General features: G+C 38.7%; 11 protein-coding genes and 3 pseudogenes. 9 read left to right on the plus strand and 5 right to left on the minus strand.

Annotation, left to right across the window (positions count from 1 at the left end; all coding sequences use genetic code 11):
* Positions 1 to 283: 283 nt before the first annotated feature.
* Positions 284 to 373 (minus strand): annotated as a pseudogene (locus ACWIX0_RS10900) (IS1595 family transposase); the annotation flags it as partial.
* Positions 374 to 955: 582 nt separating this feature from the next.
* On the opposite strand from ACWIX0_RS10900, the gene ilvD reads away from it, so the two are divergent.
* The 3 genes from ilvD to ACWIX0_RS10915 all read left to right on the plus strand — a co-directional run bounded on the left by ilvD (position 956) and on the right by ACWIX0_RS10915 (position 4,585).
* The gene (gene ilvD / locus ACWIX0_RS10905) at positions 956 to 2,665 is read left to right on the plus strand and encodes a dihydroxy-acid dehydratase (protein ID WP_454174027.1); all 1,710 of its coding nucleotides are present in this window, start codon (positions 956 to 958) and stop codon (positions 2,663 to 2,665) included.
* A 69-nt stretch (positions 2,666 to 2,734) separates the two neighbouring features.
* Positions 2,735 to 4,441, plus strand: a complete 1,707-nt coding sequence (locus tag ACWIX0_RS10910; RefSeq protein WP_454174028.1) for a DUF262 domain-containing protein — start codon at positions 2,735 to 2,737, stop codon at positions 4,439 to 4,441.
* A 15-nt stretch (positions 4,442 to 4,456) separates the two neighbouring features.
* Positions 4,457 to 4,585 (plus strand): hypothetical protein, encoded by a 129-nt coding sequence (locus ACWIX0_RS10915; RefSeq protein ID WP_454174029.1) that lies wholly within the window; start codon positions 4,457 to 4,459, stop codon positions 4,583 to 4,585.
* Here the strand turns inward: ACWIX0_RS10915 and ACWIX0_RS10920 are convergent.
* Positions 4,582 to 4,709 (minus strand): annotated as a pseudogene (locus ACWIX0_RS10920) (L-asparaginase); the annotation flags it as partial. The gene ACWIX0_RS10915 and the pseudogene ACWIX0_RS10920 sit on opposite strands and share 4 nt — an antisense overlap.
* Here ACWIX0_RS10920 and ACWIX0_RS10925 point away from each other — a divergent pair.
* The 4 genes and pseudogenes from ACWIX0_RS10925 (at position 4,705) to putP (ending at position 10,775) form a co-directional block, all read left to right on the plus strand.
* Positions 4,705 to 4,923, plus strand: a complete 219-nt coding sequence (locus tag ACWIX0_RS10925) for a topoisomerase DNA-binding C4 zinc finger domain-containing protein (protein ID WP_454174030.1) — start codon at positions 4,705 to 4,707, stop codon at positions 4,921 to 4,923. The pseudogene ACWIX0_RS10920 and the gene ACWIX0_RS10925 sit on opposite strands and share 5 nt — an antisense overlap.
* 193 nt (positions 4,924 to 5,116) lie before the next feature.
* A pseudogene (locus tag ACWIX0_RS10930) lies at positions 5,117 to 8,026 on the plus strand (proline dehydrogenase family protein); the annotation flags it as partial.
* A gap of 1,088 nt (positions 8,027 to 9,114) precedes the next feature.
* Positions 9,115 to 9,255: a hypothetical protein gene (locus ACWIX0_RS10935; RefSeq protein ID WP_454174031.1), complete on the plus strand. Its 141-nt coding sequence runs from the start codon at positions 9,115 to 9,117 to the stop codon at positions 9,253 to 9,255.
* 38 nt (positions 9,256 to 9,293) lie between these two features.
* Positions 9,294 to 10,775, plus strand: coding sequence for a sodium/proline symporter PutP (putP, locus tag ACWIX0_RS10940; protein WP_454174032.1), 1,482 nt, complete (start codon positions 9,294 to 9,296; stop codon positions 10,773 to 10,775).
* Here the strand turns inward: putP and lpxK are convergent.
* Positions 10,770 to 11,990, minus strand: coding sequence for a tetraacyldisaccharide 4'-kinase (gene lpxK, locus ACWIX0_RS10945; protein ID WP_454174033.1), 1,221 nt, complete (start codon positions 11,988 to 11,990; stop codon positions 10,770 to 10,772). The two genes, putP and lpxK, sit on opposite strands and share 6 nt — an antisense overlap.
* Positions 11,991 to 12,021: 31 nt before the next feature.
* Positions 12,022 to 12,954: an NAD(+) synthase gene (nadE, locus tag ACWIX0_RS10950; protein ID WP_454174034.1), complete on the minus strand. Its 933-nt coding sequence runs from the start codon at positions 12,952 to 12,954 to the stop codon at positions 12,022 to 12,024.
* 163 nt (positions 12,955 to 13,117) lie between these two features.
* On the opposite strand from nadE, the gene ACWIX0_RS10955 reads away from it, so the two are divergent.
* Both ACWIX0_RS10955 and dxr read left to right on the plus strand, forming a co-directional pair.
* Positions 13,118 to 13,939: a phosphatidate cytidylyltransferase gene (locus tag ACWIX0_RS10955; RefSeq protein ID WP_454174035.1), complete on the plus strand. Its 822-nt coding sequence runs from the start codon at positions 13,118 to 13,120 to the stop codon at positions 13,937 to 13,939.
* The gene (dxr, locus tag ACWIX0_RS10960) at positions 13,940 to 15,157 is read left to right on the plus strand and encodes a 1-deoxy-D-xylulose-5-phosphate reductoisomerase (RefSeq protein ID WP_454174036.1); all 1,218 of its coding nucleotides are present in this window, start codon (positions 13,940 to 13,942) and stop codon (positions 15,155 to 15,157) included.
* Positions 15,158 to 15,235: 78 nt separating this feature from the next.
* On the opposite strand, the gene ACWIX0_RS10965 is transcribed toward dxr, so the two are convergent.
* Positions 15,236 to 16,192 (minus strand): glycosyltransferase family 2 protein, encoded by a 957-nt coding sequence (locus ACWIX0_RS10965; protein ID WP_454174037.1) that lies wholly within the window; start codon positions 16,190 to 16,192, stop codon positions 15,236 to 15,238.
* Between the last annotated feature and the right edge of the window lie 23 nt (positions 16,193 to 16,215).

A 16,215-nucleotide genomic window follows, 5' to 3' on the forward strand; every position in this document is an offset into this window, starting at 1 on the left:
AAAAATTATTGGATTATAAAATTCCGTTTTATATAGTCCCATAAGCAATGGCTGTGTGCTTATAGCTTCTTGTGAATAAAGATAACAAAATGATAAAGCTATGCAATAAAATAATTTGTTTATGATTCGCCTAATCATTGTAAATCCTTTGCAAAGAAATAATAAAATTTTGGCTTCTCTTGCTTTAGTTATTTATTGTTTTTGTGATTTACTAATAATTTAAAGCTCAATTTAACTTAAGCGGTTGATTTCTTATCATTTTTAGTAAGATTTTATACAAATCTTACTGTTTAATTTGAGTATTATACCTAAATTCTGTTTCTTTTAAATGAAGCAAAAAATTCTCTTTTTTGATTCCTTTAAATTTGCTTAGATATATGTTTTGCATAGCTCATTCTGCTTGCAGTTGTAAGTCAAACGAAGCAAAAAAACACAGGTGTTTTTTTGACAGCTCCTTAAGCCTCTTTTGCCAAGCACTCATCTAGCACCGAAAATCTATATTAAAAGATTGCTTTCATCAATCTTTATTTTGCTATTTAATTTAGATATTTTTTCGCATTTTTTTGTGATTAAGATTCTAATGTTTTTGCAAAATTTATCACACTTTTTATTGATAGTTTTTTGAAAATCTTTACAAATTTTTGCAATTTTTATCGCTTCAATATCTAAACTTTTTGCAAAGTTAAGAGCATAAGCGAAGTAGAAAAATATTTAAGAATCATTTTTTTAAATCTATCTTGTTTGTGCCTCTGAAATTCTTGCAAAGGTTTTTATTATGTGGTGATATACTTGTTTTTCATCGTGTAAATCATAATTTAAGACTCCTTTATGTGGGATTAAGTTAAAGAGAGTCAAAATTTATTCGCAAATCGTGCTTTGATAAATCATATAGGCTTTTTAATAAAATTTTCACTATACTTTTGCTTTCCAAACACCAAAAACAAAAGGAGAGAAAATGCGAAGTGATGTGATAAAAAAAGGCTACTTAAAAGCCCCAAATCGCTCGTTACTGCGGGCGTGTGGGGTGAGCGAAGAGGATTTTGATAAGCCCTTTATCGGCGTGGCAAATAGTTACATAGACATAATTCCCGGGCATTTCTACCTCAATCAATACGCCCAAATCATAAAGGACGAAATCCGCAAAAATGGCTGTGTGCCCTTTGAATTTAACACAATCGGTGTCGATGATGGCATAGCTATGGGGCATAGCGGTATGCTCTACTCCCTGCCAAGCCGTGAAATCATCGCAAATTCTGTGGAATCTGTGATGAATGCTCACGCCCTTGACGCGCTTATTTGCATACCAAACTGCGATAAAATCACACCGGGTATGCTTATGGGCGCGTTGCGCGTGAATGTGCCGACTATCTTTGTAAGTGGCGGTCCTATGAGGGCGGGATTTAGCGCAAAAGGCGAGAAACTCACGCTAAATAGCGTCTTTGAAGCGGTGGGCGCGTATGAAGTCAAAAAAATCACAGAATCCGAGCTCAAAGACATAGAGTGCAAAGCCTGTCCTAGCGGTGGCTCTTGTTCAGGGCTTTTTACGGCAAACTCGATGAACTCGCTGTGTGAAGCAATGGGAATCGCGCTATGTGGCAATGGCACGGCGTTAGCATTAAGCGATGAGAGAGAGAAACTACTGCGACAAGCTGCAAGGCGAATCTGTGAAATCGCGCTAGAATCGGTGTCAGATTCGGACAAAGCCGAGCGATTTAAAATCCGCAATATCATCAACCGCGCCTCCATTCGCAACACAATGGTGGTGGATATGGCTATGGGTGGAAGCTCAAATACGATTTTGCATATGCTTGCTATTTCGCGCGAGGCTGGCGCACCGCTTGATATAAAAGAGCTCAACGACATAAGCAAAAAAATCGCCCACATTGCCAAAGTCGCGCCGAGTCTGCCCGAAGTGGCGATGGAAGACATTGGCAACGCGGGAGGCATAAGTGCGGTGATTAAAGAGATTTCACGGCGTGATAATGGATTGCTTGACTTAAATGCGCTTACAATCACGGGGGAGAGTTTGGGCGAGCGGATAAAAGACGCGCAAATCAAAGATGAAAAAGTCATTCACAAGGTGGAGAACGCCTACTCGCAAGTGGGCGGACTAGCGATTTTATTTGGCAATCTCGCAGAGCAGGGCTGCGTGATAAAAACGGCGGGAATCACGGGAGCGCGAAAATTTAGCGGAAAAGCCGTAGTTTTCAACTCACAAGAAGACGCGATAAAAGGCATAATCAAAGGCAGAGTGCAAAAGGGCGATGTGTGCGTGATTCGTTATGAGGGACCAAAGGGGGGTCCTGGAATGCAAGAAATGCTCTCCCCCACAAGTCTCATAATGGGAATGGGCTTGGGTGCTGATGTCGCGCTCATCACGGACGGGCGATTTAGCGGGGCGACACGGGGACTAAGCATAGGGCATATAAGCCCTGAAGCCGCAGAGGGAGGGCTTATCGGGCTACTAGAGGACGGCGACATCATCGACATTGATGTGGATAGCTATGAAATCAATGCGAGATTAAGCGAGGCGCAAATCACGGAGCGAAAAGCGAAATTTACACCCTTGCAAAAGCCTCTGCATTCTCGCTGGCTCTCACAATATCAAAAGCTCGTAAGCAACGCAAGCAACGGCGCAGTGCTTGACTTGGAGTGGTTTAAGTAGAATTGAATCTTAAATATTTATATTTTTAAGATACAATTGCATTAAATTTGACATACTATGGAGTAAAAAATGAAATTTGAACCAGAAAAGATTTACATAGCAAAACTACTAAGCGAAGACGGACAAAAATTTGTAATCCCTGAATATCAACGCCCTTACCGTTGGGGCAAAGATGAGTGTGAAACACTTTGGAATGACATTTTAGGTGTTTTTGGTGATGGTAGCGATATTGAAGAATATTTTTTAGGTTCTATCGTTACTTACAAAAATAATAATGGCGAACTTGAAATTATTGATGGACAACAAAGAATCACAACGCTGACATTGCTTTATAGGGCATTTTATGAGGCATTAAAGAATGAAGAAGAATTTGAAAAAGGTGATTATCCAAGAGATTTTGGCAAGTGTATTTGGGATTACGAAAGAGATAAGGGATTGCTTTTTAATAAATGCCATTTAAGCAGTCAAGTCGTTACAGATACTGACGAAAAAATTTTGAGACAGCTTTTAAGTGAAAATTGCAAAGTTGATGATAAACATTCAAATTATGCAAAAAATTACGACTTCTTTTTCGATAAATTGCAAAATTTTAAAAAACTAAGCTGGAAAAAATTTTGCGATATGTTTTTAGGCAAAAAACTCTTTGTTTTGCTTGTGGTTTGTGATAGTCAAGAATCTGCTATGACTATTTTTAATACTCTAAATTCTCGTGGTTTGCCTTTGTCAAACGCTGATATTTTAAAAGGTTATATTTATAAAAAGAGTGAATCTAAAAATGAATTTGCAAATACTTGGAAAGAAATCGAATCAAAAGTTGAAGATAGTGATAATATCAAAGATTTAGACTTTTTATTTTTACAATATATGCACATTGTGCGTGCTGAAAACGAATATTTTGATACAACCGTGCCTAGCGTTCTTGATTTTTTTACCAAAAAAGATGAGAAGAAAAAATGTTTTGGTGCATTGCAAGATTGGCTATATAAAGATGAAACTATGCCATTTATTTCAAATTTAGCTGATTTTTGGATAAAACCTGAAAATTATTTGAGCAATAAATCAAGAAGATATATGAGTATATTAAATTTATTTCAAAATGATACTTGGAAATTTTTTGTTAGTTATCTTGTTTGGCGCAACAAAGAATATTTTAAAGATGAGCAATTTAACAAAGAAAAATTTAGCATAGAATTTGACAAATATTTACCAGAACTTACGAAGTTTATCACATTACCATTTTTAAATAATAACGCTACAACTGATACTATCAAAGAGATTGTTTTTAAAATGAATGTTAATTTATACAAAGGTGTTAATCTTGCCGAAAGACAATTAAAACAAATCATACCTACCGAATCGGAATTTTTCAAAACAACAGAAAATTTTGATACAAGAAAAACAAAATATCTTTTATTCTTGTATGCCTATATTTATGATAATTTTCAAAGCGACATTAGCTCTACAAAACTTGAAGTAGAACATATTTTGCCCAAAAAATGGCAAAATGCACATTTTAATGATTGGAACGAAGAGTTACATAAAGATTATTTAGAAAAAATAGGAAATAAAATTTTGCTTGACAAGAGAAGCAATATAAAGTGCGTTGAAAACTTTTTTGCACAAAAGCAAAAAGAATACAAAAATATATATGAAAAAGCAAATCTAAAAGAAGTTTATGATTTGGGTTGCAGAGCTAAAAACATTTGGGACAAGGATGATATAGATGAGAGAAGTATGGAAATTTATAACAAATTGACAAACTTTTTGCAATCGTAAATACGCTATCTATTTTTGCATATTAGCACGATTGAGAGTGGCAAAGAAGCGCGAATCTTAAACGCACTTGCAAAAATTAAGTCAAATCTCACGCAAACCAAACACGATTCGCGTTTATGTGAATCGCTAATTTCAAAATCCTAATATTTCAAAAACCACTCGGCGATTTTTTTTTGCTGTCATTTGTCTTTGTGAGAGCCAACATTAAAAGCACACGCGCTTTTTGCGGATTCAAATCCTCTGCGGATATAAATCCTATCTTTTTGTCCGCTTCGTTCACGGCACAAAAGCCATTTTATGGTTGTGAGCATTATCCATATTGTGATTATGTGATTTTTGATATTGATTCTGTCCTGTGGGATTTAGTTTGCCCTGATTGTGGGGATTATCTGCGCGTAAGATTTGGCAAGTATGGCAAATTTATTTCTTGCAATGGCTATCCGTATTGTCGCTATACAAAGAGTTTTAGAGATGATTTTTAGTGGTTTTGTGCGTCATTTGTTTTTTAAATCTAGCATAAAAACACATTTTTAAGATTTTGGCAAAATCTAGCATTGTTTTTTGTCGCATAATGTGCAAAATCTACACATTGCGCTTTATAATCCACCACTTTTTGACTGAAATATTAACTTTTCTAAACAATAATTTTTAGCAATACACAAAAAAGGACATAAAATGCAAACTATCCAAAACTCGCTAAATCTAGCGCAAAATCTACTTACGCAAACTACTCAAAATATGAGTGGACATGAAAAAGCATTTCATCACAAAATGCAAAGACTGCTCCAAAATCCGCGCAACAAAGCCTTGCTAATTGAATTGCTTGATAGGGCGTTTCGTAGCAAAAATTGCGCGGTAAATTTTGAATCTATCTCTCACACGCTACAAAAATATGGCATAGCGGATTTTTTTAGCGCAGGCGAAAAAATCCTGCTTGTTGCGTTTCTAAGCTTTGGGCGTCTTGCGCCAAATCTTAGCGTGCCATTTTTTGTGCGACATTTGCGAGATGATACCAAATCACTCGTGCTAGATTCTGTCAATCTGCAAAATCATAGTGCGAAGCGAAAGTCCCAAAATATCACGCTAAATATTAACTTAATCGGCGAGGAGGTGTTGGGCGAGGGTGAGAGCGCATATCGTATCAAAAAATATGAGGACGCCCTAAAAAGCGAGTTTGTAAGCTATATCTCTATCAAAATCACTACGATTTTTTCACAAATCAATATTATTGATTTTGAATGGTCAAAAAATGAGGTTGTAAAGCGACTTTGCCACCTCTACCAAATCGCAGAGTCCGAGCAAAAAAAGCAGGGCGTGGAAAAATTTATCAATTTAGATATGGAGGAATTTAGGGATTTAGAGCTAACGGCTATGGCATTTATGGAAAGCGTTGCAAAGTTTGATTTACGCGCTGGAATCGTGCTTCAAGCATATATCCCTGATTCATTTCATTATTTACAAAAATTATTTGAGTTTTCAAAAAATCGTGTCAAAAATGGCAAGCCACCTATCAAAATCCGTTTTGTTAAAGGTGCAAATATGGAGAGCGAAGAGACTATCGCAAGTCAAAAAGGCTGGGCATTGCCGACATTTTCGCGCAAAATACACACCGATAGCAATTACAAAAAAATGCTAGATTTTGTGTTGCAAGGGGATAATTTTAAGTTTATAAATATTGGCATTGCAAGCCATAATATCTTTGAAATCGCTTATGCTTATACGCGCATAAGAGAGGCAAATGCGCTAGAATCGTTTAGCTTTGAAATGCTGGAGGGAATGAGCTTGCAATGTGCTAATGAAATTTCAAAACTTCATAATCTCGTGCTTTATGCGCCTGTGTGTGAAAAAGAGCATTTTAACAACGCCATTGCGTATTTGGTGCGCAGACTTGATGAAAATACGAGTGAAGATAATTTTATGCGACTTTTTTTTAATTTGAGGGTTGATTCTCCCGCGTATAACGCACAAAAAGAGATTTTTTTGGATTCTATAAAAGGCATAGATTCTCTTAATAACGCAACGCGCAGAATCCAAAATCGAAATATTACAGAATCTATTTCAAAGCAAGAATTTTTCACAAACGAAAGCGACACGGATTTTATCCTGCCACAAAATCGCGCGTGGGCATTGGCGATAAAACGCGATTTTGAGCATTTAGCGGGGGTTGAGATTTTTCCTGTAATTGGCACAGAAATAAAAGATAAAAGTCTTGCCACAATGCAAGTGCGCGATAAAATCGATAATGAAACAATCGGCATCGTGCATTTGGCAAGGGAGGCGCAAATAAAAGAAGCATTGCAAGTCGCAAAAAATTGCGCTACAAAATCCCACGAGAAAATAGCGCAGATTTTAAGCAACGCAGCGCAGATTTTGCGAAACAAAAGAGGCGAGTTAATCGGCGTTGCCGCAAGGGAAGTAGGCAAGACTTTTGGCGAGATTGACGCAGAAGTAAGCGAGGCGATTGACTTTGTGGAGTTTTATCCGCATTCGCTAAAAGTGCTAAAATCACAAAATCCAAATGCAACATTTAGCAAAAAAGGCATTTGCGTGAGTATCGCCCCGTGGAATTTCCCAATCGGCATAAGTGCTGGAAGCATTAGCGCACCTTTGGCAGCGGGGAATGCCGTGATTTATAAACCATCTTCGTTATCTACAATCACGGGTTATAAACTTTGTGAGTGCTTTTGGGAGGCTGGGATACCAAAAGATATGTTGATTTTTTTGCCTGCTAAGGGGAGTGATATTAGCACGCACCTTTTAAGCGATTCGCGCATAAATTGCGCAATTTTAACAGGGGGCGAAGAGACGGCATATAAAATGCTAAAAGCAAATCCTACGCTACTTTTGAGTGCTGAAACGGGTGGCAAAAACGCCACGATTGTAACCAAAATGGCAGATAGGGATTTGGCGATAAAAAATATTATCCATTCTGCTTTTTCAAATTCTGGGCAAAAATGCTCAGCCACCTCGCTTTTGGTGCTTGAAAAAGAAGTCTATGATGACGCAGGGTTTAGAAATGCTCTAGTCGATACGACAAAATCGCTAAATGTTGGCTCACCTTTTTGTCTAAAAAATAAAATTGGAGCATTAGCAGATAAACCCGATAGCAAGGTGCAAAGGGCGTTGAGTGAGCTAGCACCAAATGAAGAGTGGGCGTTGCCCCCTAGTTTTGTAGATGAAAATCAGCATTTGATGCGACCGTGTATCAAATACGGCACAAAGATTGGGGATTTTACGCATAGCACCGAACTTTTTGCGCCGATTTTAAGTGTGATGTGTGCGGACAATCTTGCACATGCAATAGAGATTGTAAATGCCACAGGGTATGGGCTTACGGCTGGGTTAGAGAGTTTAGATGAGAGGGAGTGGGAGTATTTTAGCGCGAATATACAAGCGGGGAATATTTATGTAAATAAGCCAACCACAGGCGCGATTGTCCTGCGTCAGCCATTTGGTGGCATAAAAAAATCTGCTATTGGATTTGGACGCAAGGTGGGGGTTTATAATTACATTACGCAGTTTTTGGATATTTCACAACAAGTCGCAGATAGCAATCTAGCGCAAAATGATATTAGCGATAAAATAGCGATGATTTTGGCGTGTAAAAATACCCCTCCCCAAACCCCTCGGCTAAGGGGAGGGGATTTTATAGATTCTCCATCCCTTTTGGATTTGCACAAAAATCCTCCATTCATTGCGGAGGCTAAATCATCTTGTCCCCCCTCCCTTGTAGATGATGCTTCCAAAAATCCCCACTCCCTCGCGGATTTGCAACCTTCTTGTCCCCCCTCCCTTGCGGAGGGGGTTAGGGGGTGGGTAAATGCGCTAGATTCTACGCAAAAATCAGCCTTGCAAAAAGCGCAAATTATGGCGCAAAGCTACGCATACTATCACAAAAACGAGTTTAGTGCGAAGTTTGAATTTGTCAAAGTGCGCGGGGAGGAAAATATCTTTTTTTACACAAAGATTTCAAATCTAGCATATAGAATCGTAAAAAGTGATGAGTTAAGCGATATTTTGGGGGTTATCATTGCGGCAAATATTATGGGGATTTTGCTAAAAGTGAGTTATGAAAATGGCGATAAAAATATGGATTTTGTCAAAAAAGTATGCGAGATTTTATCGCTAAATGCGGATTTTGTCTGTGAAGGTGCAAGTGAGTTTGCAAAAAATATTGCAGATTTTGAGCGAGTGCGTTACCACGCAAAGCCCGATAAAAGCGATATAATTTATCAAAACGCAAGCGCAAATGCCAAAATCATCATTTCACAAAAACCTCTTATAAATGGGCGATTTGAGTTGCTTTATTATGTCAATGAAAAATCATTAAGCATTTCTTATCATCGCTATGGTAATTTGGGTATTCGTGGCGTGAGAGAATCTAGCGCAAAATCCGCAAAATCTCGCAATGATATTTCTTGTCATATTGAGCGTAGTGAAGTATCTCAAAAAAATAAAAGAGATTCTTCGCTCGTTGCACTCGCTCAGAATGACAAAATAAAAGCAGATTTTGCAAGTGTAAATTGCCACGATTCTGCTGATGCAAAATCTCGCAATGACGCAAGATTTGCAAAATCAAATACCCACCCCCTAGCCCCCTCCGCAATGGAGGGGGGAACAAGTTGATTTAATCTCCACAAGGGAGGGGGAACGAGGCGATTCAACCTCCGTAAGTGAGGGAAAGCAAAAGACAAATCGCTCCGCAAGGGAGGGGGGAAGTTTTGGGAGAATCCTCCGCAGATGAAAAACAATCTAAAAAAGCCCCTCCCCTTGCGGGAGGGGTTGGGGGGGGTCTCTTACTTATAAAAAAGTAAAATTATTTGACGCAGAATCTAAATAAAAGGAATCAATAATGGAAATCGTGCATATTAGTTTTGAAATCGCGGTAATGTTTATCGCATACTCGGTGTTAATGCTCTACATTGGATTTTATTTTTTTAAGAAAAATAAAAACACGGAGGATTATTTTTTGGGTTCGCGCTCGCTTGGACCCGTAGTCTCTGCGCTATCTGCTGGGGCGAGTGATATGAGCGGGTGGCTACTTATGGGATTGCCCGGGGCTCTTTATGTGAGTGGATTTATAGAGAGCTATATTGCCATTGGGCTAACGATTGGAGCTACGCTAAATTGGGCATTTGTGGCGAAGCGACTTCGCATTTATACAAGCGTGGTGGCAAATAGCATTACTATCCCTGATTATTTTGAAACGAGGTTTGATGATGACAAGCACATTTTGCGTGTGGTGTGTGCGGTGGTGATTTTGGTATTTTTTACTTTTTATGTGTCTAGTGGGCTAGTTAGCGGGGCAAAATTGTTTGAAAGCACCTTTGGATTACGCTATGAATACGCGCTTAGCACGGGGGCTTTTATCATCGTGGCTTACACATTTTTGGGCGGATATAAGGCAGTGTGCTGGACAGATTTGATTCAGGGGATTTTGATGATGAGTGCGCTTGTTGTCGTGCCCTGCGTGATGTTATATCATTTGGGTGGATTTAGCGAAGCAATGCAAATCGTGCGTGAAATCAAGCCAAATGCGCTATCTATGGGCGAGGGGGCGAGTGTGGTGGCTATCATATCGGCATTAGCGTGGGGGCTAGGGTATTTTGGACAGCCTCATATTTTGGTGCGATTTATGTCGATTCGTAAGCCAAAAGAGATTCCGCTAGCGACAATTATAGGCATTTCGTGGATGGCGATTTCGCTTCTTGGGGCGTGCTTTATCGGTGTTTTAGGCATTGCTTATATTTATAAATTTGATTTAGCCCTAAATGACCCCGAAAAGATTTTCATCGTAATGAGTCAGCTACTTTTTAATCCTTGGATAGCAGGGATTTTGCTATCTGCGATTTTAGCAGCGGTTATGAGCACGGCTAGCTCACAGCTTCTTGTCTCTAGCTCGACAATCGCAGAGGATTTTTATAAACGCATTTTTCACAAAGAGGCAAGCTCTAAAATGGTGATGAATCTAGGTAGGGCAGGGGTTTTAGCAGTCGCGCTAATCGCATTTGTGATTTCTACGGACAAAGATTCTAGCATTTTAAGCATTGTGGCGTATGCGTGGGCTGGGTTTGGAGCGAGCTTTGGCTCGGTGATGATTTTTTCGCTATTTTGGGGGAGAATGACTAGACTTGGCGCAATAAGCGGAATGATAACAGGTGCGCTTGTGGTGGTGGCGTATAAAAATATCCTTGCTGAAATGCTAGATTTTCATATTTATGAAATAGTCCCGGGATTTGTATGCGCAAGTGTGGCAATTATCATCGTTAGCCTATGTGGCAAAGTGCGGGAGGGGACAAAAAAGGCATATCAAAAAATGTTAGATAATTTATGAAAGTTTAGCGCGTGGATTTTGATTAGCGCGTGGATTTTGATTGCGCGTAAAATTTGATTGCGTAGGTAGTTTTTTGTAATGTTGCAAATAATTTATAATAGGTTTTAACGCCTCTTTGCTAACCTCTAAATCTAGCTTCATAATGCTTAAAGGAAAGCCAAAGGATTCTAGCTTTACAGCGTCTTTTTGGGTAGTCAAAATAGAAGTGGTGTTGGTAGAATCTAGCCATTTTTTTACTTGATTTTTATCAAATCGTGCGTGGTCTTTTAGCGTGATTTTAGCTACGATATTTTGCGCGTGATTTTGCAAAAATTCTTCTAGCCTCGTAGGGTTTGCAATGCCGCTTAGAAGTAGCATTTTTTCACTAGGATTTTGCACGGTAACTTTGCGGACAAAATCCACCCCTTCTTGTAAAACAATTCCATTTTGTAAAACAACATTTTTTTGATATGTTTTGTTCTCATTTTTGTCGGGCTGGTTGCTGTGCTGATTTTCGCTTTGTGGGGTTTGGTATTGGTTATAGATTTTGGGAGATTCTCTATAAATCCCGCTTGGCAAGCAAAATCTAAAATACGGCTTTATTTTAGGACGCAAAATAATGTCAAATTTGCAAAATCCAAACCTAAATCCATCATCAAGTAAAATGATTTTCGCGCCATTTTTGATAGCTTCTTGCAAGGCTTTTTTGCGATTTTCACATACGATTAGCGAGATTTTTTGCTCGCTTAGATTTTGGGCGATTAGGTAGGGTTCATCGCCTGCTTGCAATACGCTTTGTAAAATCTCCCCATTTTTTGCCACCCACACAAGCCCCTTGCTTTGCCTGCCATATCCGCGAGAGATGACATAGATTTGTGTGTAATGTTTTTGGCTCAAAAAACGCGCTAGATAAATGATAAAAGGCGTCTTGCCACTCCCGCCTGCGATTAGATTTCCTACCGAAATGATAGGCACTCCAAAATCTTTTTTTGCTATGTTTTGGATTTTTCGCTTCAATGACGCGATACAAAAATACACAAAACTACAAGGCAATAGAAAAAAAGCTAGCATTTTTTGAATCAAAGTAGGGGCGTAAAAATAACTATCTAAAAAATGTTGTTTTTGGTTTTTGGTGTGCGTTTTGTGCGTGCTAGAATGTTGGGCATTAGATTTTATGGGATTAGGTTTTTTGGCATTGGGTTTTGTAGGTAGATTTTGTAGCGTTTTTTTTTGCATATTTTTTCTTTACAATCAATGGATAAAAATCTCAAGGGATAAAAATCTTTGGCAATGAGCGTTTAAATAGATTTTGGGATATGCGTTTTTTTGCCATTTTTACCACTTCTTTTGGGAGTAGGTTTTCTTGCGAGTCGCGTAGATTTTTGAAGTCCAAAGTTTTTATGTTGGTAAAATTTTTTACTTGCCTAAAATCCCCATATTTTTTGCAAATCGCCTCTAGCGCAATGTCGATTTTAGCATAACTAAATCCTAGCTCGCCCTCATCGCTTTGCCCTGCGTATAAATCAGCACTCGGAGGTTTAGAAATGATAGATTTTGGGATTTTTAGCATTTTTGCTAGGACAAAAATCTCGCTTTTATACAAAGAGCCGATAGGGTTTATCGCGCACGCCAAATCCCCAAAAATCGTCCCATACCCAAGCATTAGCTCAGATTTATTACTTGTGCCGATGACTAGGGCTTTTTTGCGTGATGAATAATCATATAAAAGTGCCATTCTAAGCCTAGCACAAAAATTTCCCATTTCAAGCGGGGTGGGGTTTTGAGAAGCAGGATTTTGCAAAGTGGGGTTTTTGGAAGTAAGATTTTGTGGGTTAGGATTTTGTTGGATAAAATCTTTTTGCGTGGTATTTTTGTGCGAATCCAAAAACTCTTTTTGGTAATTTTTTAGTGGCAAAATCTGTAATGGTAGATTAAATTTGTTTGCTAGCTCTTTTGCGTGGGTTAGAGAGTCTTTGCTAGAGCTGCTAGATGGCATAGATAGGCAAAAAACTTCTAGTTGAGATTGTTTGCTTGCCTTGTGGCAAAGGGCTGCAACTACGGCAGAATCTATCCCGCCACTAAGCCCTAGCACGAGATTTTGCACTCCTCTTTTTTTTGCTTCTTTTTGCAAAAATTTTACGCTTTCTTTGATGAAGTTTTGGTAATATTTTTGGCTTTTTATGATAGTAGTTTTGCTCATTTTGTCCCTTAGATTTTGGCTTAGATTTTGAGTTTGTGGTTAGCTAGCATTTAGCTTTTTATTTGGTATAATACTACGATTTTTTAAGTAATGCAAACTTTACAAAATGCAAATTTAGGCTATGTTTTTATCCTAAAATCTATCATACACAAAAAGGATATAAATGTCTCAATTTATCGAAATGCTAAAAAAAGATAAATCTCGCTATATTACAGGCGCGGTGCTGATAGCTTTTGTAGCACTGCTTATTTATATCAATAATTCATTTGTTATGTGGGCTACTCTTGGCGTGCTATTTTTGCTAGGATTTAAAGAGAGCCTAAACCTATACGAAATCCAAGATGAGCCGTATTTGTATATCATCGCTGTGGCGGTGTGGATAGCTGCGCTTTTTAATGCAAGTCCGATTATTTGTGGCGTGTGCGCGTGTATGGTTTTGGCTTCTTATCTTGCTTTTAGACAGGAGCTAAATCCCAAAAATATATTGCCGTTTTTGTATCCTGTGATTCCGTTTTTGGCGTTGTATAGCATATATGTGAATTTTGGTTTGACAGGCATTGTGTGGCTTATTTTAATCATAGCTTTATGTGATATTGGTGCGTATTTTGGGGGGCGTTTGTTTGGCAAAACTCCTTTTAGTCCTACTTCGCCCAAAAAAACGATTGAAGGGGTGATTATCGGGCTTGCGTTTTGTGTGGTGGTGGGAAGTGTGGTTGGCATTTGGGCGTTGGGAGTGAATTTTTTTGCGTGCATTTTGCTAAGTATGTTTGTGGGAGTTTGTGGGGTGTTTGGCGATTTGTATGAAAGCTATTTAAAGCGAATGGCTGGAGTGAAAGATTCTGGGAGTATTTTGCCCGGACACGGAGGGGTTTTAGATAGGCTTGATGCGCTATTGTTTGGGGCGATTGGTATGCACTTTGTGCTGTCATTTTTTGGCACATTTGGCAGTGGAGAAAATATCGTGCCTGCGATTTTTGGGGCATAAATGATTATTTTGGGTAGCACAGGCACGATAGGGGTGCGCGCTTTAGAGATAGCTTCTCGCTTTGGCAAAGAGATAGAGGCAATCTCGGCAGGAAAAAATATCGCGCTACTAAATCAGCAAATCGCCACATATAAACCCAAAAAAGTTGCTATCGCTTGCAAAGAAGATATTGACAAGCTAGAATCTAGTGGCGCAGAAGTCTTTGTAGGGGCAGGCGGAATCTGTGAGATGATACAAAGCTGTGCTTCACGCCTCGTGCTAAATGGTATCGTAGGATTTGCAGGGCTTGCCCCATCGATATGCGCTCAAAAATATGGCAAAAAGCTAGCCCTAGCAAATAAAGAATCGCTTATCACAGGTGGCTGGCTACTTGATAGAAACGATATTATGCCCATTGATAGCGAGCATTTTGGGCTGTGGTATTTGATGAATGATTTTATAAAATCTAGCGCGCAAGATTTTGATACACATTTTGATACACAAGATTTTAGCGTGGCAAAATCTAGCACAAAGCATTTTAACAAAAATAGCCACGCTACAAAGACAACACAAAATCTAAACCAAAATCTAAGACAAATCAAGCGACTTCTTATCACGGCAAGCGGTGGGGCGTTTCGCGATACTCCGCTAAAATCTATGATGAGTGCTACAAAATCTCAAGCCCTAAAACACCCAAATTGGCAAATGGGGCAAAAAATCACCATAGATTCTGCGACTATGGCAAACAAACTTTTTGAAGTGCTTGAAGCGTATTGGCTATTTGGCATTAGCGAGGTTAGCGCGTTTATCGAGCGTAGTTCGACTATCCACGCGCTTATAGAGTTTGTAGATGGTAGCACTACTGCGCATTTTGCCCTGCCTAGTATGTCTTTGCCTATCGCGTATGCTATCGATCGGACACAGGCAAGCAGTAGTAAAATCTTAGATTCTGTTGATTTAAGCGCGCTAGGTGCTTTGTCGTTTGAAGCGATTGAGACTGCTAGATACCCGCTATGGAGGCTAAAAGACACACTGCTAGCAAACCCAAAACTAGCCGTAGTGATAAATGCTGCAAATGAAGTGGCGGTTTTAAAATTTTTGCGCGATGAGATAGCCTTTGGCGAGATTGCTAAAATCGTGTTTAATGCGTTGGATAGATTTCAAAGCAGTGTAGGGGAGCTAAAATCTTATGATGATATAGCGCAGTTGGATTTGCAAGTGCGAATGTTTTTGGGCTAAATTTGGGCTAAATCAAAAAAATACGACAAGTAAAATCTACATTTGCTAAATTCTACATTCGTATTTCTTAGTTGTGTTTTATGCGATTAAATCATTTTTTTGCAAATTGCGTAAAATCCATTTTTGCTTTATTCGCAACATTTTTTTATAAATGCTACTAGCGACATAAAATAACGATGATTTGTGCATTTTTCGTTTTTCATTTAGCAGTGTTATTTCTAGCTCTAGCGCAAAAATTTTCGCTAGATTTTGGCAAAAGGGCGAAAAATGTTTGCTTTGGGCTAAAAGCGTGCTAATCACAAAGTGATGATTTTGCAACGCCAAATGCAATTTTTGCGCATCCGTCCTTTGCATAATCGAATCGGCATTTTCATAGTAATGATACAGCTCATCAGCGATGCAACCGTAATTTTTGGCATAAAAAAGCACATTTACAAAGTTTAGCGCGTCCTCTGCTACCAAAAGCCGTTTGTTTAAATCCAAATTTTGCAAGGATTTTGTGTAAGTGGTGCGTAAAATCGCCTTATTTGATAGCGCAAAATATTTGCCAATGCCCCTTTTAGCAATCCATAGCATAAAATCTTTAATGCAAAAAAGCGCGTTTTGTGGGTGCAAGATATGAGATTTTTTTGATGAATCGCTTTGTCTTTTTGCGTAGTTAAAAGCGACAATATCGATTTGCCCCCCCCCAATTTGGCTAAATGCGATTATCGCGCTATGTATCTTTTCGCACGCATTTAGCTCTAGCGTGTCATCAGCATCCAAAAACAGCAAATACTCGCCCTTTGCGCTTAATGCGCCGATATTGCGCGTGGCAAAAGTGCCTAGATTTTGCGGATTTTGCAAGATTTTTATGCGTGAATCTTTTGTCGCAAACTCTTTTGCGATTTCCGCGCTTTTATCTGTGCTTGCATCATCAACGCAAATGATTTCAATATTTTCATAGCTTTGATTTATCACGCAATGCAGTGCCTTTGCGACAAATTTTTGCGTATTAAAAATAGGGATAATGATAGAAAATCTAGGATTTTGCATTTTTGTCCTTTATGCCAAAAAAG

It is taken from the genome of Helicobacter sp. T3_23-1059, assembly GCF_053654515.1.

Coding starts and splice junctions, on each gene's coding strand:
- lpxK (WP_454174033.1), bottom strand. CDS start 11,990: ATGCAAAAAAAAACGCTACAAAATCTACCTACAAAACCCAATGCCAAA.
- nadE (WP_454174034.1), bottom strand. CDS start 12,954: ATGAGCAAAACTACTATCATAAAAAGCCAAAAATATTACCAAAACTTC.
- ACWIX0_RS10965 (WP_454174037.1), bottom strand. CDS start 16,192: ATGCAAAATCCTAGATTTTCTATCATTATCCCTATTTTTAATACGCAA.
- dxr (WP_454174036.1), top strand. CDS start 13,940: ATGATTATTTTGGGTAGCACAGGCACGATAGGGGTGCGCGCTTTAGAG.
- ilvD (WP_454174027.1), top strand. CDS start 956: ATGCGAAGTGATGTGATAAAAAAAGGCTACTTAAAAGCCCCAAATCGC.
- ACWIX0_RS10955 (WP_454174035.1), top strand. CDS start 13,118: ATGTCTCAATTTATCGAAATGCTAAAAAAAGATAAATCTCGCTATATT.
- putP (WP_454174032.1), top strand. CDS start 9,294: ATGGAAATCGTGCATATTAGTTTTGAAATCGCGGTAATGTTTATCGCA.
- ACWIX0_RS10910 (WP_454174028.1), top strand. CDS start 2,735: ATGAAATTTGAACCAGAAAAGATTTACATAGCAAAACTACTAAGCGAA.